Annotated in this window: 18 protein-coding genes; 8 read left to right on the top strand and 10 right to left on the bottom strand. The window is 70.3% G+C overall.

Annotation, left to right across the window (positions count from 1 at the left end; translation table 11 throughout):
• Positions 1–55: 55 nt before the first annotated feature.
• The 7 genes from pucL to ACIQZN_RS14585 form a co-directional block, all read right to left on the bottom strand.
• Positions 56–979, bottom strand: coding sequence for a factor-independent urate hydroxylase (gene pucL / locus ACIQZN_RS14615; RefSeq protein ID WP_073861496.1), 924 nt, complete (start codon positions 977–979; stop codon positions 56–58).
• Between the two features lie 7 nt (positions 980–986).
• Positions 987–1,379 carry a hydroxyisourate hydrolase gene (gene uraH / locus ACIQZN_RS14610; protein WP_265871952.1) on the bottom strand — a complete coding sequence of 131 codons (393 nt, stop codon included), beginning with the start codon at positions 1,377–1,379 and terminating at the stop codon, positions 987–989.
• A gap of 13 nt (positions 1,380–1,392) precedes the next feature.
• A complete protein-coding gene (uraD, locus tag ACIQZN_RS14605) occupies positions 1,393–1,902 on the bottom strand; it encodes a 2-oxo-4-hydroxy-4-carboxy-5-ureidoimidazoline decarboxylase (protein WP_403992514.1) in 510 nt (169 codons plus the stop codon).
• 177 nt (positions 1,903–2,079) lie between these two features.
• A complete protein-coding gene (locus ACIQZN_RS14600) occupies positions 2,080–2,457 on the bottom strand; it encodes a helix-turn-helix domain-containing protein (protein WP_403992511.1) in 378 nt (125 codons plus the stop codon).
• A complete protein-coding gene (locus ACIQZN_RS14595; protein WP_161212878.1) occupies positions 2,454–2,705 on the bottom strand; it encodes a hypothetical protein in 252 nt (83 codons plus the stop codon). Before ACIQZN_RS14595 ends, ACIQZN_RS14600 begins: the two co-directional genes overlap by 4 nt.
• Before the next feature lie 65 nt (positions 2,706–2,770).
• Positions 2,771–3,958, bottom strand: a complete 1,188-nt coding sequence (locus ACIQZN_RS14590) for a lactonase family protein (RefSeq protein ID WP_403992507.1) — start codon at positions 3,956–3,958, stop codon at positions 2,771–2,773.
• Positions 3,959–4,121: 163 nt separating this feature from the next.
• On the bottom strand, positions 4,122–4,961 hold the full coding sequence (locus ACIQZN_RS14585; RefSeq protein ID WP_361028700.1) for a GntR family transcriptional regulator: 840 nt from the start codon (positions 4,959–4,961) through the stop codon (positions 4,122–4,124).
• A 227-nt stretch (positions 4,962–5,188) separates the two neighbouring features.
• On the opposite strand from ACIQZN_RS14585, the gene ACIQZN_RS14580 reads away from it, so the two are divergent.
• From ACIQZN_RS14580 to ACIQZN_RS14545, 8 genes are all read left to right on the top strand, one after another.
• Positions 5,189–6,457, top strand: coding sequence for an extracellular solute-binding protein (locus tag ACIQZN_RS14580; protein ID WP_403992504.1), 1,269 nt, complete (start codon positions 5,189–5,191; stop codon positions 6,455–6,457).
• 39 nt (positions 6,458–6,496) lie between these two features.
• Complete coding sequence (locus tag ACIQZN_RS14575; RefSeq protein ID WP_403992501.1) at positions 6,497–7,483, top strand: carbohydrate ABC transporter permease; 987 nt, start codon at positions 6,497–6,499, stop codon at positions 7,481–7,483.
• The gene (locus tag ACIQZN_RS14570; RefSeq protein WP_403992498.1) at positions 7,480–8,322 is read left to right on the top strand and encodes a carbohydrate ABC transporter permease; all 843 of its coding nucleotides are present in this window, start codon (positions 7,480–7,482) and stop codon (positions 8,320–8,322) included. Before ACIQZN_RS14575 ends, ACIQZN_RS14570 begins: the two co-directional genes overlap by 4 nt.
• Before the next feature lie 33 nt (positions 8,323–8,355).
• A complete protein-coding gene (locus ACIQZN_RS14565) occupies positions 8,356–9,948 on the top strand; it encodes a beta-N-acetylhexosaminidase (RefSeq protein WP_403992495.1) in 1,593 nt (530 codons plus the stop codon).
• Between the two features lie 40 nt (positions 9,949–9,988).
• Positions 9,989–11,431, top strand: a complete 1,443-nt coding sequence (locus ACIQZN_RS14560; protein ID WP_403992492.1) for a cellulose binding domain-containing protein — start codon at positions 9,989–9,991, stop codon at positions 11,429–11,431.
• Positions 11,432–11,644: 213 nt separating this feature from the next.
• The gene (locus ACIQZN_RS14555; protein ID WP_164624743.1) at positions 11,645–12,484 is read left to right on the top strand and encodes a TIM barrel protein; all 840 of its coding nucleotides are present in this window, start codon (positions 11,645–11,647) and stop codon (positions 12,482–12,484) included.
• 44 nt (positions 12,485–12,528) lie between these two features.
• Entirely contained in the window at positions 12,529–13,428 is a 900-nt protein-coding gene (locus ACIQZN_RS14550) for a 2-hydroxy-3-oxopropionate reductase (RefSeq protein WP_403992489.1), read from the top strand.
• Positions 13,429–13,655: 227 nt separating this feature from the next.
• Entirely contained in the window at positions 13,656–15,113 is a 1,458-nt protein-coding gene (locus ACIQZN_RS14545) for a catalase (protein WP_403992486.1), read from the top strand.
• Positions 15,114–15,356: 243 nt separating this feature from the next.
• Here the strand turns inward: ACIQZN_RS14545 and ACIQZN_RS14540 are convergent, their stop codons facing one another.
• Genes ACIQZN_RS14540 through ACIQZN_RS14530 form a run of 3 tightly spaced genes read right to left on the bottom strand, consistent with a single transcriptional unit; the run spans position 15,357 to position 18,561 of the window.
• Entirely contained in the window at positions 15,357–16,475 is a 1,119-nt protein-coding gene (locus tag ACIQZN_RS14540; protein WP_403992483.1) for a hypothetical protein, read from the bottom strand.
• Positions 16,472–17,374, bottom strand: a complete 903-nt coding sequence (locus ACIQZN_RS14535; protein ID WP_403992480.1) for a lactate dehydrogenase — start codon at positions 17,372–17,374, stop codon at positions 16,472–16,474. The genes ACIQZN_RS14540 and ACIQZN_RS14535 overlap by 4 nt, the downstream gene beginning before the upstream one ends.
• The gene (locus tag ACIQZN_RS14530; protein WP_403992478.1) at positions 17,371–18,561 is read right to left on the bottom strand and encodes a phosphotransferase; all 1,191 of its coding nucleotides are present in this window, start codon (positions 18,559–18,561) and stop codon (positions 17,371–17,373) included. The genes ACIQZN_RS14535 and ACIQZN_RS14530 overlap by 4 nt, the downstream gene beginning before the upstream one ends.
• Between the last annotated feature and the right edge of the window lie 55 nt (positions 18,562–18,616).

Raw genomic sequence — 18,616 nt, 5'->3', positions numbered from 1 at the left:
CGGCCCGGCCGGTGCCCGGCCGCGAGGAGCGGGCGGGCACCGGCGCGGCGCCGCGTCAGAGGTTGGTCATGTCGACCGGGATCTGGGGCTCGACGCCGTCCCGGAGCACGGTGCCCTCGATGAGCCCGTACGGACGGTCGGCCGCGAAGTACACCTCGTTGTCGTTCTTGAGGCCGAACGGCTCCAGATCGACGAGGAAGTGATGGTTGTTCGGCAGCGAGAAGCGGATCTCATCGACCTCGCTGCGGTTGTTGATGATGCGCGAACCCATCTGGTACAGGGTCTGCTGGAGCGAGAGCGAGTAGGTCTCGGCGAAGGCGTGCAGCATGTGCTTGCGCGCCTGCTCGTACGACTTCTCCCAGTTCGGCATGCGCTGCTCGTCGCTGGTCCAGTTGTAGCGCCAGCGGGCGGAGACGTCGGTCGCGAGGATGCGGTCGTACGCCTCCTTGAGCGTCGTGTACTTGTCCTTGACGTAGCCCCAGAACTCGGAGTTGGTCGAGTTCATCACGGTCAGGTCCTTGAGCCCGGAGATGACCTGCCACTTCTCACCGTCGAAGGTGATCTGGGCGGTGCGGATCTCCTGGTTCTTGCGGACGAAGGAGTGCTTGACCTCGTCGGACCCGATGAAGCGGGAGTTGGCGTCGGAGGTGGCGATGCGCTCCCAGGCGTACTCCTCGATGCGGATGCGCGCAGTCTTGATCGGCTCCTGCGAGGTCACGAAGTGACGGGCGAGGTGGATGCCGAACTGCTCGGCGGACTCGATCCCGTGCTCCTTGGCGAACGCGAACACCGTGTTCTTGGTGGTGTCCGTGGGCAGGACGTGCGCGTTGGAGCCGGAGTAGTGGACGTCGTCCATCTCGCCGGAGAGGGCGACCGAGACGTTCAGGTCCTTGATGTGGTGGGTGTCGCCGTCCCGCGTGATCTTGACGACGCGGTTCTCTGCTTTGCCGTACTGGTTCTGGCCGAGAATCGTGGGCATGTGTCTGCTAGCTCCCTCGGTATACGGAGTAGCCGAACGGGTTGAGCAGCAGCGGTACGTGGTAGTGCTCGCCCGGGGTGACGGCGAAAGTGATCGCCACCTCGGGGAAGAACGCGCCGCTGTCCCTTACGCGGGGGGCGTCCTGCTGCGCCTCGGCTTGCTTCTTGGCTGTGAAATACGGCTCGGTCTCGAAGTCGAGCCGTACATGGGTGGTGCCCTCCGGCAGGGCCGGCAGGTCCTTGCAGCGCCCGTCCGCATCGGTCGCGGAGCCCCCGAGCGTCACCCACTCGGCGTCGGCACCCTGGCGGGCGGCGAGCGAGACGGCGACATCGGCGGCGGGGCGGCCGATGCTGGTGTCCAGGATGTGGGTGGACACCGATGCGGTGGCGAAGGTGCTCAAGACTCTCCTTGTGTTACGCGTCTTCCGTGACGAGGCGGGTGAGGCGGATGCGGTTGATCTTGCCCAGTTCGGTGCGCACGATCCCCCGCTCCTGCTCGGGCGAGTTCCCGATGCGGGACTTCACCGCGTCGCGCATCTGCTCACCGGTGGCGCCGGTGGCGCAGATCAGGAAGACATGTCCGAACCGCTCCTGGTAGGCCAGGTTGAGTTCGAGCATCTCGGCCTTGAGCTCCTCGGAGGCCCCGGCCATGCCCCGCTGTTCGCGGGAGGAGGTCGGGTCCCCGGGCTTCGGGCGGCCGATCGGCGGGTGACCGGCCATGGCCTCCGCCAGGTCCTCCGCGTCGAGTGCCGCCGTGGCGGTGTCGCTCGCGGAGAGCAGGGCTTCGATGGTGGCGTACGGGCGGAGGGCGAGGATCGCTCGTCCCCATGCCGCACTGGCACACACCTCGTGCAGTGCGGCGGCCGCCTCGGCGTCCGCCTGGGTGTTGAACCGGGCGAGGCCCGGCGTGGAGCTCGAAGTCACGGGAGCCTCCGTGGCTGTTCTTCGCTGTGCGTTGGTCGGGCTGCGGATAGCTAACGCCCTCCGCAACACGACGTCAACAGTTTGTTGAAATTCCGTATACAGAAAAAGCCGCCGCCCGGTGACCTGGGCGGCGGCTTGATCGATCATGCATCGGCAGCCTGTGCGTGTGTGCTCCAACTACCCGCTCTTGGCGCCGTTCTCGCGGTTTAGGTAGTTGTAAACAGTGAACCGGGAGACGCCCAGCGCCCCCGCCACGGTCTCGACCCCATGGCGTACGGAGAAGGCACCGCGTGCCTCCAGCAGCCGGACCGCCTCCTGCTTGGCCTTACGGTCCAGCTCGGCCAGCGGTATGCCGTGCCGGCGCTCCATCGCGGCCAGGATGTGGTCCAGCGACTCCGAGAGCTGCGGCAGCCGGACCGCCACGACGTCCTCGCCCTCCCAGGCCAGCACCACATCGTCGGGGTGCGCCTCGCCGGGGCCGACGAGCTCGGCCCCCATGGCGTCCGCGAGCGGCTTCACGGCGGTGACGAGGGGGTGGTCCACCGGTCCGGTCACTTCGGGTCCTCTCCGATGACGTTGACCTGGAGCGAGACCCGGGTGGCACCCGATGCCAGCGCTTGCCGGAGCAGGCTGTCCACCGCGGTGAGCACCTCGTCGGCACCGCCCTCCGCCGTGTTGCCGAACGGGCCGACGTCGACGGCGTCCAGCCCGGCCCCCTGGATGACCTCGCGCGCCACGACCGCGTGCGCGGGCGCCTCGTCCAGATCGAAGGGCTCGGTGGTGAACTCCACTCTCAAGCGCATGGTGCCTCCCTGACACATCGCACCGCGTCCGGTGCGACCCGCGGCTCGGGCTCGACCCTAACGCCCTACACCGGCAGCACGCAGACCGCCGCCGGGGCCGCGTAGGGCGTCCCGACCGAGGTCAGGGAGCCGGATTCGGCGTCCACCCGGAAGGCGGTGACCGTGCCCGACTTCTGGTTGGCGGCGAAGAGCAGGGTGCCGTCCGGCGAGAAAGCGGTGTGCCGGGGGAAGTCGCCGCCCACGGGCACGGTGTCGAGCAGGCTCAGCGCGGCCCCGCCGTCCTCGATGGCGTACCGGGTGATGCTGTTGTGCCCCCGGTTCGCGAGGTAGGCGAACCGGCCGTCGTCCGTGACCAGGAACTGCGCGGGGTAACTGGTCCCGGAGCCCGTGCCGGTGGACTGCGGGTCCCCCGGCGTGAGCGTGCCCGTGGCGGGGTCGTAACCGCAGACCACCGCCGTGTTGTCCAGCTCGCAGGCCAGGTACGCGTGGCGCCCGTCGGGGTGGAAGGTGAGGTGGCGGGGCCCCGCGCCCGGCCGCAGCGCGGCGTACGAGACCTGTTCCAGGGTGCCGCTCGTCTCGTCCAGCCGGTACGTGTACACCGTGTCGTTCCCGAGGTCGACGGCGAGCACATGGCCGCCGTCGGGCACGGTGATGATCTGGTGCGCGTGCGGCCCGTCCTGCCCCGGTCCGGGGGCGGGCGAGCTGTGGGCTACCAGGTCGGTGCGCTCCCCCACCGATCCGTCGTCGGCCAGGGGGTGCACGGCGACGCTGCCCGAGGTGTAGTTGGCGCTCAGCAGCCACCGCCCGCCCGGGTGGACCGAGAGGTGACAGGGGCCGGCGCCACCGGTGGACCGGGTGCCGAGCACGCTGAAGGTGCCGTCGTCGGCGAGGGCGACCGCGGTGACGCCCCCGTTCTGCTGCTCGTCCACCGCGTAGAGCGTGGCGCCCGTGGGGTGGAGGGCGAGGTACGAGGGGTTCTCGACGCCCGTGACGACGGTGCGGGCGGTGATGCCCGCCGTCTCCGGGTCGTACGCGGCGACACCGATGCCGGTGCCGCCGGGGCTGGTGGAGGTGTAGGTGCCGAGGTAGAGGGTGCGGGTGCTGAGGGCCGCGGGGTGGGCGGGGCGCGGCGGGCGGTGGGGGTGGTGGGGCGCGGGGCGCGGGGCGGTGCGCGGGAGGCTGGGCGCGGCGGCGAGGGCACCGCCCGCCAGGAGCGCTCCGAGCAGGGTGCGGCGGCTGGTGGGGGACGTCATGCGAGGCACCTCGTGGGGTCGGTTGCGTCGGATGTCGCAGCCACAGTGGCCCTCCCCGGGGCCCGACGCAAGAGGCGCACCGGCCATTGCGCAGGGCGCAACGCGACGGCGCCCCGCGCGGGCGCCAGGACCGGAGCACGGCGGACCCGCCCGACCCGCCGCCTCAGTCGCCCGACTGGATGTCCCCCCGCGTCGAGGACGTGATCGGCTCGCGCTGTGCGAAGTCGCCCGGCGGGATGCCCGGGTGGTGGCCGCCCTCGACCGGCTCGACGGCGGCGGCCGGGCCGAGGGCCAGCCGGGACACGATGCGGTAGCGGTCACCCCGGTAGAGCGAGTGCACGTACTCGACGGGGCGGCCCGTGGTGTCCGAGGTCAGCCGCTCGAAGAGCAGGGCCGGCGAGAGCTCGGGCACGTCCAGGAGGCGGGCCTCGGCGCGGGTCACCACAGTCGGCTCGATCGCCTGGACCGCCTCGTGGACGTGCACGTCGTGGCGCTCGCGCAGGTGCTCGTAGAGGTCGCCGCTCTCCAACTCCTCGGCGGACAGCCCGGGCACGAGTTCCGCCCGGATGTGCAGGTGCTCGATGGCCATGGGCGCGCCGTCGACCAGCCGGAGCCGGGCGACGTACACGATGTCGGCCGCCGGTGACATGCGCAGCTTCCGGCCGACCCGGGCGCCGGCCTGGAGGGTGGTGAACTCCAGGAGCCGGCTCGACCAGGCCCCGGCCGCCTGCGGGACCGACAGGGCCAGGTCCGCCGAGATCAGCTCCTGGGTGATCTTCTCGGGCGCGACGAACATGCCCCGGCCGTGCTCCCGCACGAGGAGCCCCGTCGCGACCAGCTCGTCCACCGCGGCGCGCAGGGTGGGCCGGGAGACGCCGAGCGTGGCGCACAGGGACCGTTCCGAGGGGATCGCGTCGCCCGGGCGCCGGGACTCGATCATTTCCAGGATGGCGTCACGGGCCCGCTCACGTTTGAGCACCGTCCCCGATGCGTCGGCGTCCATGCGCTGCCCCCTTCTGGCGGGTTGGGTACCTGACCACTGGACCACTGGTCAGGTGGATTGTAGCCGCTCCTTCGGGCCATCTCTTCGGGAGATCGCCAAAATCCTTTGAATACAAGGGGCTTGACGGCTCCATTGGTCCATGCCACCTTCATCCACCAACAAGAGGTGAGCTGTCCAGCGGCCTTCACTGGTCAGGTGGTCAGGTCCTGTTCTCCCAGAGGTGAACCGTGAAGTACCGCTTGCTTGCCGGTGGGTCCGCGCTCGTGCTGGCCGCCGTCCTCAGCGCCTGTGGCTCGTCCGACGACTCGTCCGACTCCTCCGGCGACGGCCGGACCAGCATCGACGTCTGGCTGATGCGCGACAGCGTCTCGGCGCAGTTCCAGAAGGAGTTCGTCCAGGGCTTCGAGAAGGCGCACCCCGACATCCGGGCCCGGGTCCAGATCCAGGAGTGGGACGGCATCGGCGAGAAGATCACCGCCGCGCTCGCCAGCAACGACGCCCCGGACGTCATCGAGAGCGGCAACACCCAGGTCGCCCAGTTCGCGCAGAGCGGCGGGCTGCTCGACCTCAGCGACAAGGTCGACGAGCTGAACGGCAAGGACTGGCTCAAGGGCCTCGCCGAGCCGGGGGCGTACGAGGGCAAGCAGTACGGCATCCCGTACTACGCGGCCAACCGGGTGGTCATCTACCGCACCGACCTCTTCGAGAAGGCCGGCATCGACGCGAAGACCATCAAGACCCGCGACCAGTGGATCGCCGCGACCGGGAAGCTCAACAAGGGCGGCAACCAGGGCATCTACCTGCCGGGCCAGACCTGGTACGCCCTGGCCGGCTTCGTCTGGGACGAGGGCGGCGACCTCGCCACCGAGTCCGGGGGGAAGTGGAAGGGCGCCCTGGACACCCCGGAGGCGCTGCGCGGCATGGAGTTCTACGGGAAGCTCCAGGCGCTCGGCAAGGGGCCCAAGGACGCCGACGAGGCCGACCCGCCGCAGGCCGATGTGATGGCGCAGGGCAAGGTCGCCCAGGTCATCTCGACCCCGGGCGGCGCCAACGTCGTCATCGAGAAGAACCCGGACCTGAAGGGGAAGCTGGGCTTCTTCCCGATCCCCGGCAAGACCGCCGACACCCCGGGTGCCGTCTTCACCGGCGGCTCCGACCTGGTGATCCCCACCGCCTCCGGCAAGCAGGAGGCGGCGCTCACCTTCATCAAGGAACTCACCGGTGACGCCTGGCAGAAGAAGCTGGCCGTGGCCATGAGCTACGTGCCGAACCGGACCACGCTCGCCTCCGCCGTGGCCGCCGACCCGGGCGCCGCCGCGATGGCGGTCGGCGCGGCGAACGGCCACGCCACGCCCAACACCCCGAGCTGGGCCGCGGTCGAGGCGGAGAACCCGATCAAGGACTACATGACCGCCGTCCTGACCGGCGGCGACCCGGCGAAGGAGGCCGCCAAGGCGTCCGCCGACATCACCCGGGCCATGAACTCCGGCTCCTGATCCCCCTCCCCCACCCACACCGTCGAGAGGAGGCGTGCCGTGTCGGTCATCCGGGAACGGACCGCACCCCCCAGTCCCAAGCGCCGGGCCGTTCCCGGCACGTCCGGGCCGCCGCCCCGCCGGCGGCGGTCCGGGGAACCGCGCGGCCTGTGGCCGTACGCCCTGATCGCACCGGCCGTCGGCGGCATGCTCTACCTGCTGGTCTATCCGCTGCTGCGGGCGATCCTGATCTCGCTCCAGGACTTCCGGCTGCGGCAGCTGATCACGGGTGACGCGGAGTTCGTCGGGCTGCGCAACTACCGCGCGCTGCTGAGCGATCCGCGGTTCTGGGAGGTGGTCCGGCGCACCTTCCTGTTCATGGCGGTCAACGTGGTCCTGATCATGGTGATCGCCACCCTGGTCGCCCTGATGACCGAACGGCTGGGCAGGATCGCCCGGACGGTGGTGCTCAGTTCGCTGGTGCTGGCCTGGGCCATGCCGGTGATCGCGGCGACCACCGTCTTCCAGTGGCTGTTCCACTCCGAGTTCGGCATCGTCAACCATCTGCTGACCGGTGCGGGCTTCTCCTCGTTCGACCGCTATCCGTGGTTCGCGCACGGCACCGCCGCCTTCGCCATCCTGGTGCTCCTGGTCGTGTGGCAGTCGGTGCCGTTCGCGGCGATCACGATCTACTCCGCGCTGACCACGGTCCCGACCGAGCTGTACGAGTCGGCGCGGCTGGACGGGGCGAGCGGCGCCCGCATCTTCCGCTCGGTCACCCTGCCGGTGCTCCGGCCGATCTTCCTGCTGGTGTTCTCGCTGGAGGTGATCTGGACGTTCAAGGCGTTCGTCCAGATCTGGGTGATGACCCGGGGCGGCCCGGGCGACGCGACGACGATCCTGCCCGTGTACGCGGTCCAGACCGCGCTCGCCGGCCAGCGGTACGACCTGGGCTCGGCCGCCTCGATGGTCACCGTGGTCCTGATGTCCGGGGTGCTCGTCCTCTACTTCCGCCAGATGCTCCGCCAGGAGGACGAGATCCGATGAGCCGTACCCGTAGCGCCCGACTGCGGCGGCTTCCGCTGAACGCCGCCGCCGCGCTGACCGTCCTGGTCTGTCTGTTCCCCGTCTACTGGATGATCTCCACCGCGTTCAAACCGTCCAGGGACATCCAGTCCTCCGACCCGCAGCTCTTCCCGCACACCTGGACGCTCGACCACTTCCGCACCGCCGTGCAGGCCGACGGCTTCGGGATGTTCTGGCGCAACAGCGTGCTGGTGACGGTGAGTTCGATCCTGCTGGCCCTGATCGTCGCCCTGGCCTCGGCGTACGCGGTGGCCAGGCTGCGCTGGAAGGGGCGGCGGCAGTTCATGCTCATGGTGTTCATCGCGCAGATGGCGCCCTGGGAGTCGCTGATCATCCCGATCTACATCATCTCCCGTGACACGGACATGCTGGACCGGCTGCCCACGCTGACCCTCGTCTATTTCATGGTCACGTTGCCGTTCTCGGTGATCGTGCTGCGGGGCTTCATCGGGACGATCCCGCCGGAGCTGGAGGAGGCCGCGCAGGTCGACGGCTGCACCAGGACCGCCGCCTTCCGGAAGGTGGCCCTGCCGCTGCTCGCGCCGGGTCTCATGGCGACCTCGCTGTTCGGCTTCATCACCGCCTGGAACGAGTTCGCGTACGCCAACTTCCTGATCATCAAGCATCAGGACAGCCGGACCCTGCCGGTCTGGCTGTCCTCCTTCCAGAACACCTTCGGCACCGACTGGGGCGCCACCATGGCCGCCTCCACCCTCTTCGCCCTGCCCGCGCTGGTGGTCTTCCTGCTCCTCCAGCGCCATGTCACCTCCGGCTTCGCGGCCGGCGCCGTCAAGGGCTGACCGACGAACCCTCTCCCCTTCCGGAGGCCCCGCATGCCCGCATCCCGCCCCGAACACTCCCTCGTCCCCCGCCCCCGCAAGGTCTCCGCGCGCCCCGGCCGCTTCACCCTGACCCCGGACACCGGCATCCGCGCCTACCCCGGCGCGGAGGGCGCCGCCGACCTGCTGCGCACCCTGCTCCGGCCCGGCACCGGGCTCCCCCTCGCGCCCTCCGCCACCGGCCGCGTCGTGCTCGCCCTGGACCCGCAGCTGAGCGGCCTCGGCGAGGAGGGTTACGGGCTCACCATCGGCCCGGACACGGTGCTGCTGCGGGCCGCCGGGCTGCCCGGCCTGCTGTGCGGGGTCCAGACGCTGCGCCAGCTGCTGCCCTCCGAGGCGCTCTCGGCGGAGGCCCGGCGCGGCGGGGCCTGGACGCTGCCGTGCGTGGAGATCAGCGACGTCCCGGCGCATCCGTGGCGCGGCACGATGCTCGACGTGGCCCGGCACTTCCAGCCGGTCTCCTACCTGCGTCGTTACGTGGACCTGATGGCCCTGCACAAGCTGAACACGCTGCACCTCCACCTCACCGACGACCAGGGCTGGCGGATGCCGATCGCCGCGTACCCGAAGCTGACGGGGATCGGCGGCCACCGCAGCCAGTCGATGGCCGGTCCGCCGGGCGGCCCGGTCGAGAGCTTCGACGGCCTGCCGCACTCGGGGGCGTACACCACGCAGGAGCTGCGCGACCTCGTCCGGTACGCGGAGGCGCGCGGGGTGCGGATCATGCCGGAGATCGAGATGCCCGGGCATGTGCGCGCGGCCCTGGCCGCCCATCCGGAGCTGGGCAACGATCCGTCGCGGCGGCTGGGCGTGTGGACCAAGTGGGGCGTCTGCGACACGGTGTTCGGGGTGCACGAGGAGGTCTTCGACTTCTGCCGGACGGTCCTCGACGAGGTCATGGACGTCTTCCCGTCGCCGTACATCCACGTCGGCGGCGACGAGTGCCCGACCACCGAGTGGGAGAACAGCCCGGCGGCCCGGGAGCGGGCCGCCGCCGAGGGGCTGCCCGACGCACGGGCCCTGCACGGCTGGTTCATGGGCCGCATCGGGGCGTACGTCACCGAGCGGGGCCGAATCCCGGTCGGCTGGGCCGAGACCGGCACCGAACTCCCGCCGGAATTCGCGGTGATGACCTGGCGCGACCCGGCCCACGCCCGCGCCGCCGCCCACCGCGGCCACCAGGTGGTCGCCGCCCACTACCGGGCCACCTACCTCGACTACGCGGAGTCCGACGCCCCCGGCGAACCGCTCACGCAGCCGGGCCCGCCGGTCGAGCTGCGCACGGTGCACGGCGACCGTTCGCTGACCGACGACTGGGAGCCGGGCGACGCGGTCCGACTCCTGGGAACACAGGCCCAGTTGTGGACGGAGTACGCACCCACTCCGGACCGGATCGAGTACCAGACGTATCCGAGGCTGTGCGCCCTCGCGGACCGCGCCTGGTCCGGCGGCGGCGACGGCTGGCCCGGCTTCCTCGCCCGCCTCGGCCACCACACCACCCGCCTGGACGCGCTCGGCGTCCGCTACCGCTCCCTGAACCCCCGGCCGCTCACCGCGGCGTCCCCAGGAACAGCGCCAACCTCGTGAATCCCCGCTCCCCCACGACGTTCCCGGAAGGAACAGACGCATGAAGTCACACGCGAAGAGCCGGCTGCGCGCCGCCGCCGCGGCCGCCGTCACCGTGGCGCTCGGCTGTACGGCCCTGGCCGCCGTCCCCACGACGGCGAGCGCCGCCGGCGAGCCGATCGCCGTGCAGTACCGCACCGGCGCGTCCGGCGCGAGCGCCGACCAGAGCGAGCCCTGGCTGAAGGTGCGCAACACCGGCAGCGGGTCCGTGCAGCTCAGCGACGTGAAGATCCGCTACTACTTCAAGGGCGACGCGGTGGGCGAGGTCTACCGGTTCGCCTGCTCCTGGGCGGTGAAGGGCTGCGGGAACATCACGGGGACGTTCGGCACGCTCGCGAAGCCGACCGCCACCGCCGACCGCTACCTGGAGATCGGCTTCACCTCCGGCGCGGGCTCCCTGGCACCGGGTGCCGACTCCGGCGACATGCAGCTGCGGTTCTACCGGTCCAACTGGCAGCCGCTGGTGCAGAGCGACGACTACTCGTTCGGCGCCGGCTCGACCTCGTACGCCGACTGGTCGAAGGTGACCGCGCAGCTCGGCGGCACCAAGGTCTGGGGCACGGCCCCGGAGGGCAACGACCCGACCGATCCCACCGATCCGACCGACCCCACGGACCCGGGCGACCCGGGCGAGGACGGGCCGACCCTCTTCGACGACTTCAACTACAGCAACCACAGCGACCCGCAGATCGCCGCGCACGGCTGGAGCGTCCGCTCCAACGCGGGCGGGCCCGGTGTGCCCGGTGCCACCTGGGCGCCGGACAAGGTCACGTTCGCCACGCAGAGCGGCAACTCCATCATGAACCTGGAGACGTCGACGGCGGGCAGCGGCGAGTCCACGAAGCAGACCGAGATCCTGACCCAGTCCATGAAGTTCCGCAACGGCACCTACGCGGCGCGGGTCAAGTTCAACGACGCGCCGAAGTCGGGTCCGGACGGCGACCACCTCGTCCAGACGTTCTTCACCATCAACGACCTCAAGGCCCCGATGGCGGACGACTACGCCGAGTACGACTTCGAGTACCTGCCCAACGGCGGCTGGGGCGAGAGCGGCAACATCCTCTACACGACCTCGTGGGAGACCTACCGGCCCGACCCGTGGGAGGCCGTCAACCAGCACACCGAGTCCCGGCAGAGCTACGCCGGCTGGCACGACCTGGTGGTGACCATCGACAACAGCGCGATCACGTACTACATCGACGGCCAGCTCTTCGGCACGCACGGCGCGGCCTACCTGCCGGAGCGCGGGATGTCGATCAACTTCAACCAGTGGCTGATCGACCTCGCCGGGCAGACGAGCACCACGCCCCGCGCGTACGACCAGCAGGTCGACTACGTCCTGCACGTGAAGGACAAGGTCCTCACGCCTTCGCAGGTGAACGCGAAGGTCGCCGCGTACCGCACGGCGGGGACGACGTTCCAGGACACGGTTCCGGCCGGATGATCCGGTAGCGGGACGAACGGGCGGGGCGGAGGCCGACGGGCCACCGCCCCGCCCTTTCGTCTGCCCTCCGTCTGCCCGCTGAGAGGAGCGCGCGCCACCTCCCTGACCGGCACGAATTTCCGGGCACCCCCTTGACAGCCCCGCCACCCTCCGGGCAATCTTCCATTAAGCAGAAACAAACTTCCGCAATACGGAAGGAGCGCCGAAACCCTCATGGGCTACCCGGACCAGCGCTTCGATGTGAACCTCTCGATCCTCTTCACGGAACTCCCGCTCCTGGAGCGACCCGCGGCAGCCGCCGCGGCCGGCTTCACGGCGGTCGAGCTGTGGTGGCCCTGGATCGAGACCCCCACCCCCGAGCAGGCCGAGCTCGACGCCCTCAAGAAGGCGCTCGACGACGCCGGCACCCAGCTGGTGGGCCTGAACTTCTACGCCGGACAGCTCCCCGGCCCCGACCGCGGCGCGCTCTCCGTGCCCGGCACGGAGTCGGAGCGCTTCCGGGCCAACATCGAGGTGGCGGCCGACTTCGCCGCCTCGGTCGGCTGCAAGGCGCTCAACGCGCTGTACGGCAACCGGGTCGACGGCGTCGACCCCGCCGCCCAGGACGAACTCGCCCTGGAGAACCTGGTCCTGGCGGCCCGCGCCGCCGACCGGATCGGCGCGGTGCTGCTGATCGAGACCCTGAACGCGCCGGAGTCCCCGCGCTATCCGCTGGTGAGCGCACCGGCCGGGATCGAGGTCGTGGACCGCGTCAACGCGGCGACCGGCCTCGGCAACGCGAAGTTCCTGCTGGACCTGTACCACCTGTCGATGAACGGCGAGGACCTCAGCCAGGTCATCACCGCGTACGCCGACAGGACCGGGCACGTCCAGATCGCCGACAACCCGGGCCGCGGCGCGCCCGGCACCGGCTCGCTCCCCCTGGAGCAGCTCCTGGACGAGCTGACGAAGGCCGGTTACGAGGGCTGGGTCGGGCTGGAGTACAAGCCCGGCGACCGCCCGAGCGCCGACTCCTTCGACTGGCTCCCGGCCGCCGCGCGGCCCGCCCGCTGAGGCTCCCCAGGAGCCCCTGTACACGCTGATCGGAAGGCACCCTCATGAGCAACAACCTCCCCAAGGTTGCGTGGATCGGTCTCGGCATCATGGGTTCGCCCATGTCGGAGAACCTGATCAAGGCCGGCTACGACGTCACCGGTTACACCCTGGAGCAGGACAAGGTCGACCGCCTGGCGGCGGCCGGCGGCACCGGCGCCTCCTCGATCGCCGAGGCGGTCCGGGACGCGGACGTGGTCATCACGATGGTGCCCGCGTCGCCGCAGGTCGAGGCCATCGCGTACGGCCCCGACGGCATCCTGGAGAACGCGAAGCGCGGGGCGCTGCTGGTCGACATGTCCTCGATCACCCCGCAGACCTCCGTGGACCTCGCGAAGAACGCCGCCGAGAAGGGCATCCGGGTCCTGGACGCTCCCGTCTCCGGCGGTGAGGCCGGTGCGATCGAGGCCGTCCTGTCCATCATGGTCGGCGGCGAGCAGGCGGACTTCGACGCCGCGAAGCCGCTGCTCGAAGCGCTCGGCAAGACCATCGTGCTCTGCGGCCCGCACGGCTCCGGCCAGACGGTGAAGGCCGCGAACCAGCTGATCGTCGCGGTGAACATCCAGGCGTGCGCCGAGGCCGTGGTCTTCCTGGAGAAGTCCGGCGTGGACCTCGCCGCCGCGCTGGACGTGCTGAACGGCGGCCTGGCCGGTTCGACCGTGCTGACCCGCAAGAAGGACAACTTCCTGAACCGGGACTTCGCCCCGGGCTTCCGGATCGACCTGCACCACAAGGACATGGGCATCGTCACGGACGCCGCCCGCAACGTCGGTGCCGCGCTGCCGGTCGGCGGTGTGGTCGCCCAGCTCGTCGCCTCGCTGCGCGCGCAGGGCGACGGCGGCCTGGACCACTCGGCGCTGCTGCGCTCGGTGGAGCGCCTGTCGGGCCTGCCTGTCAAGGACTGACCCCGCCCGCTTCCCCTCCCTCCCCAGACTTCCGGACGGTGCCGTCGCTGACACCTGTCCTGTCGCGCCCAGGCGCCGGCACCGTCCGGAACACCCTCCCACCACGAATTTCAACAAACTGTTGACGCCGCAACCGGGGTCTCTTTACGCTCCGGACACGCCCCCAGGAATCTGCCCCCTGGCCGTCGCAGTTCAGCAGCTCCCGTACGGAAGGTCGCCCCGACACCATGACGCAGCGTGTGCTTACGACCGAGTCCGGCGCCCCGGTCGCCGACAACCAGAACTCCGCCACCGCGGGTGCCGGAGGCCCGATCCTCCTCCAGGACGGCCACCTCCTGGAGAAGCTCGCCCGCTTCAACCGGGAGCGCATCCCGGAGCGCGTGGTGCACGCCCGGGGCTCCGGCGCGTACGGCTACTTCGAGGTGACCGACGACGTCACCGCGTACACCCGCGCCGACTTCCTCTCCGAGGTGGGCCGCCGCACCGAGACGTTCCTCCGCTTCTCGACCGTCGCCGACTCGCTGGGCGGCGCGGACGCGGTGCGCGACCCGCGCGGTTTCGCGCTCAAGTTCTATACGAACGACGGCAATTACGACCTGGTCGGGAACAACACCCCGGTGTTCTTCATCAAGGACCCGATCAAGTTCCCCGACTTCATCCACTCGCAGAAGCGCGACCCGTTCACCGGCCGTCAGGAGCCGGACAACGTCTGGGACTTCTGGGGCAACTCCCCCGAGGCCACGCACCAGATCACCTGGCTGATGGGCGACCGGGGCATCCCCGCCTCGTACCGCCACATGAACGGCTTCGGCTCGCACACCTACCAGTGGACGAACGCCGCGGGTGACGCGTACTTCGTGAAGTACCACTTCAAGACCAACCAGGGTGTGCGCTCCCTCTCCGCCGACCAGGCCGCCGAGCTCGTCGGCAAGGACGGCAACTCGCACCAGACGGACCTGCTCCAGGCCATCGAGCGCGGCATGAACCCGTCCTGGACGCTGTACGTGCAGCTCATGCCGGCCTCGGAGGCGGCGGACTACCGCTTCAACCCGTTCGACGTCACCAAGGTGTGGCCGCACGCGGACTACCCGCTCCAGCGGGTGGGCCGGCTGGTGCTCGACCGCAACCCGGACAACGTCTTCGCCGAGGTCGAGCAGGCCGCGTTCTCGCCGAACAACTTCGTGCCCGGCATCGGCCCGTCCCCGGACAAGATGCTCCAGGGCCGCCTGTTCGCCTACGCGGACGCGCAGCGCTACCGCCTGGGCATCAACCACACCCAGCTCCCGGTGAACGCGCCGCGCGCCGCCACCGCGGACAACTACGGCCGCGACGGCCTCCACGCCACGCGGTACGGCTCGCGCCACGACAAGAACTACGAGCCCAACTCGTACGCGGGCCCCGCCCAGACGGACACGGCGCTCTCCGCCCCGCTCCCCGTCCAGGGCTGGACCGGCACCCACGAGGCGCCCGCCCACACCAAGGACGACGACTTCTTCCAGGCCGGCGAGCTGTACCGCCTGATGTCGGCCGACGAGAAGGACCGCCTGATCGCCAACATCGCGGGCGGCCTGTCCCAGGTCTCCCGGGACGACGTCATCGAGAAGAACCTCGCCCACTTCCACGCGGCCGACCCCGAGTACGGCAAGCGCGTGGAGGAGGCGGTCCGCGCCCTCCGCGAGGACTGACCTCCCCCCGAGCCCTGCCCGCGCCGACGCGTCCACCCGGATGAGGGGTCATCGCACGGCGCAGGCAGGACGAGGCCGCGGCGGTGGCGCGATGCCAGTGCGGTGGTACGCGGGAGGGCGGCCCGGTCACCAGACCTGAAGGCCCGTGCAGCCCCCCTTCGCGTTGTCGCCGCGGCCCCTGTTTTCCCTGAACGAGGGCGTGGAGTACGGATACGGTCCCGTACTCCGCGCCCTTTCACGCGTTCAGAGGATGACGCCTGCGGCTTCCAGCAGGACGGCGGTGCTCGCTTCGGGATCGTGGTTCATGGTGAGCGCTTGGTGAGGCAGCCGTCCGAGGCGCCCCGCGAACTCTGCGGTGGGGGTCTCCACGGGGAGCAGCCCGAACACATCCGGGTACCGGTCTTCGGTGGCGGCCCCGAAGAAGTCGGCGTCGGCCACGCCTCGGGCCACCGTGATCAGCGCGGGGGTGCCGCCCGGAACGATTTCAGGGAAGAGGATCCCGACGACGTGCCCCTCGGTGGCCAGCGTCAGCCCGAGCCAGGTCTCCAGCTGATCGGGAAAGAACTGCGGCTTCATCTCGGCTCCCGACGCCTTCCACAGCGGCGTACGGTCACCGGCGAGGAGCGCGTCGGTCACCTTCTGCTTCTGGGTGGGATGCATCTGCCCACCGGCCCGGACGCGGGCGCGCACCGGCTCGTACCAGCCGAGGGCATCGAGCAGCCCGAAGCCGATGGCGGCGGCGCTGGGCCAGGGCAGGACGCGGATGACTTCGCCGTCGAAGCGGGCGAACACCCGGTCATTGGCCAGGAGTTGAAACCCTCCGGTACGCGCCAGAAGAAACCCGGTGGTCGTCTTCCCGGCCCCCTTGTTGCCGAGGGTGAGGAGCGTCGCCCCGTCGGCGGGACGGGTGACGGCCGACGCATGCAGAATCTGCCAGCCGTCGGCCAGGAGCCGGCCACGAACAACCTCTCTGGCCAGCCGGGCGGTCGCGGTGGCGACGGAGGTCTCATCGGTGCCGACGATGCGCATACGGGTGGCATCCGGGGCCCACTCGTACGACAACCGGTCCTGCGGCTGCGTAGCCGTAACAAGACCGCTCTCACTACGGCTGACCAGCATCGGAGCGGCAGCGTACGCAATCTCCTCCGGCGGCCCGGCCAGCACGCGGCCTCCGAGCGCGGCGTGCTGCTCCTCGTCGACGTCTGCGCGGATGACCGGACCCTTGGCCGTGCCCGGGTCGACGTTCTCAGCCGTCCACCACAAGCCCAGGTATCGGCCTACCCAGTCGGTGACGGCGGAGGTCTCACTGATGACGGTGACCGACGGGCCGCCGGCCGTCGTGATGCGGGTCGCGAAGGTCATGACGCGGACATCTCCTCAAGAGTCGAGCGAAGGCGGTGGTAGGTGGACTGCAATGTGGCTTCTGCGGCTGCGAGATCGCGCATCTCTCCGGCGTCCAGACGCGGGAGACATACCGTGGGCTGCCCCGAGGAGAAGCGCAACGGCACTCCGAGATGGACGCCGTTCCTCGGTGTGGACAGCTCGATGGAGCCGTCCTTGACACCCAGAACAAGGGCAAGGGCGGCCAGGGTGGCAGCGGCAGGACCGGAACGGACCCTGCCGATCCCAGCGGCGATCCGGCCGGGCCGCGCAGCCATTTCGGCCCGGATGGCCTGCACGGGGACGGGGACGGCCCGACCGTTGACGGTGGTGGAGGAGGCGCAGATCACCGCAAGGTCCCCGTGCTCGCCGATGACGTGTCCTCGTACAGCTGCCGTCGGTACCCCCATCCTCCGGGCCAGGATGAGCCGGTACCGGGCCGTATCGGTGCTGGAGCCGATCCCCCACACCCGCGTACTGCCGGACACCTCCGCGTACAGGCGGGTCATCACGTCGACGGGATTGGTCACCACGACGACCGGGCCGGTGAACCCGGCCAGCTTCTGAGCGAGGCTCCGGATCATGAGCCCGTTGGCGATGAGCCCGGCCATGCGGATGTCCGTCGTACGGTCGTTGGTGAAGGCGGCTCGCGGGCAGAGCACGAGGGCATCGCACGACTGCATTCCGGCGAGGTCAGCCCGGCGCGCTCGCGCGGAAGACGCGCTGACGAGGCTCATGTCCTCCAGATCGGTGACGAGCCCGTCGGCGCTGCGTCCGTGGAGCGACGCGACCATCACTGTGTCGCACCAGCCCGCGTGGACCAGAAGCCCACCCACCGCCTGGCCGACGGCCCCGGCGCCGATGATACCGACGGCCGTCACCGGGTCGCCGCCTGCGCGACGTGGGCCAGGCACAGACGCCACAGGTCGCGCCCGGAACGAAGGGGAACGAGTGCGGAGGTGCAGAGGTCGAGCATCCGGCAGACGGCTCCGGCCTCGGAGACCACGGCCGCTCCGATTCGAGGCATGGGCAGACCCGTTGGGTGCGAGAGGTACGTGGTGAGGATGTTCGTGGTGTCCATCAGCCACAGGGCGACAAGCTGCCGCAGTAGCGCGCTCTCCTCCGGGGCGGACAGATGCGCCGCCGCGACATCCGTATGGACTGCGGCCTGCTCCAGAACCACGCGGACGGCGTCCTCTCCAGACCGGCAGGCGACCAGGTCCAGGAAGAGTCGGGACAGAAGCTTGGCGAGGTCGGCACAGGGCGGATTACGCATGAGGCCCGGGTCGATGAACGAGGGCCGCCCACCATCGGACGGGAACAGCACATGCTCCGGTTTGAGATCTCCGAAAACGACCGGTCGCGACGGTGTGAACGCGGCAGAGGCATTGGCCCGACGCAGACGAAGAACAATGTCCCGGAGCAGGTTGCCGTGAGGGAGCCGCCCCAAGTACACCGCGCCGTTGATGCCGCTGAACTTCCGCAGGAAGGTCCCTGGGACCGACCTCTCAACAATCGGCGCTCGGTCGACCAGTGCAACGACGTCAGGTGAGCGCAGTACCGGCGCGATTTCTTGGCGCACGAGGTGCAGGAGGTCGGCCGTACGCCCGGGAGACGCTGCGACCAGTTCGGTGAGGGTCGCTCCGCGCACGTACTCGGTGAACAGCACCCCAGGCCGGGAGCCAAGAACCTTGGGCACCCGTAGCCCGGCGGCGGCGAGCACTCGAAGCTGATCGGCCTCCCTTTCGAGGAGCGTGCCAGGTCTGGCGAGGTAGGCGCGCTGGGCGGCCCTGGCAGTCGGCCAGTCGCCGCCCCGCCCGCGAACGACGGAGACGAGCGACATGCCGAGCAGCTCACTCTTCGCGTACAGGGTGTCGCCGTCAACAGTGAGCTGCTGTACGTGGCTGGTCACGCTCGGGACGACGGGGCCGAGCTGAACAGCGGAGGTCGGCCACAGCTCGTGGGCGGCCGTCGCGATGTGCTCGGCCAAATAGTCGGCCACCAGTGCCGGCGTCGGCACTTCTGCGATGTCGAGACCTGCGGTGGCGTCGGCGGCAGGGCGGAACATGAGGGGCCCCATTTCTTCCGGGTCAACCGGTGCGAGGGTGGCTTGCGCGGTGCGT

Origin of the sequence: Streptomyces sp. NPDC097595 (genome assembly GCF_044761525.1) — a bacterium.
Lineage (GTDB): Bacteria > Actinomycetota > Actinomycetes > Streptomycetales > Streptomycetaceae > Streptomyces > Streptomyces drozdowiczii_A.
This window is presented reverse-complemented; position numbering and strand designations above follow the sequence as displayed.

Bases quoted from the DNA above. Each gene is read 5' to 3' on its own strand.
- pucL (WP_073861496.1), bottom strand. From the start codon at position 979: ATGCCCACGATTCTCGGCCAGAACCAGTACGGCAAAGCAGAGAACCGC.
- ACIQZN_RS14595 (WP_161212878.1), bottom strand. From the start codon at position 2,705: ATGCGCTTGAGAGTGGAGTTCACCACCGAGCCCTTCGATCTGGACGAG.
- ACIQZN_RS14590 (WP_403992507.1), bottom strand. From the start codon at position 3,958: ATGACGTCCCCCACCAGCCGCCGCACCCTGCTCGGAGCGCTCCTGGCG.
- ACIQZN_RS14585 (WP_361028700.1), bottom strand. From the start codon at position 4,961: ATGGACGCCGACGCATCGGGGACGGTGCTCAAACGTGAGCGGGCCCGT.
- ACIQZN_RS14570 (WP_403992498.1), top strand. From the start codon at position 7,480: ATGAGCCGTACCCGTAGCGCCCGACTGCGGCGGCTTCCGCTGAACGCC.
- ACIQZN_RS14565 (WP_403992495.1), top strand. From the start codon at position 8,356: ATGCCCGCATCCCGCCCCGAACACTCCCTCGTCCCCCGCCCCCGCAAG.
- ACIQZN_RS14560 (WP_403992492.1), top strand. From the start codon at position 9,989: ATGAAGTCACACGCGAAGAGCCGGCTGCGCGCCGCCGCCGCGGCCGCC.
- ACIQZN_RS14555 (WP_164624743.1), top strand. From the start codon at position 11,645: ATGGGCTACCCGGACCAGCGCTTCGATGTGAACCTCTCGATCCTCTTC.
- ACIQZN_RS14550 (WP_403992489.1), top strand. From the start codon at position 12,529: ATGAGCAACAACCTCCCCAAGGTTGCGTGGATCGGTCTCGGCATCATG.
- ACIQZN_RS14545 (WP_403992486.1), top strand. From the start codon at position 13,656: ATGACGCAGCGTGTGCTTACGACCGAGTCCGGCGCCCCGGTCGCCGAC.
- ACIQZN_RS14540 (WP_403992483.1), bottom strand. From the start codon at position 16,475: ATGACCTTCGCGACCCGCATCACGACGGCCGGCGGCCCGTCGGTCACC.
- ACIQZN_RS14530 (WP_403992478.1), bottom strand. From the start codon at position 18,561: ATGTTCCGCCCTGCCGCCGACGCCACCGCAGGTCTCGACATCGCAGAA.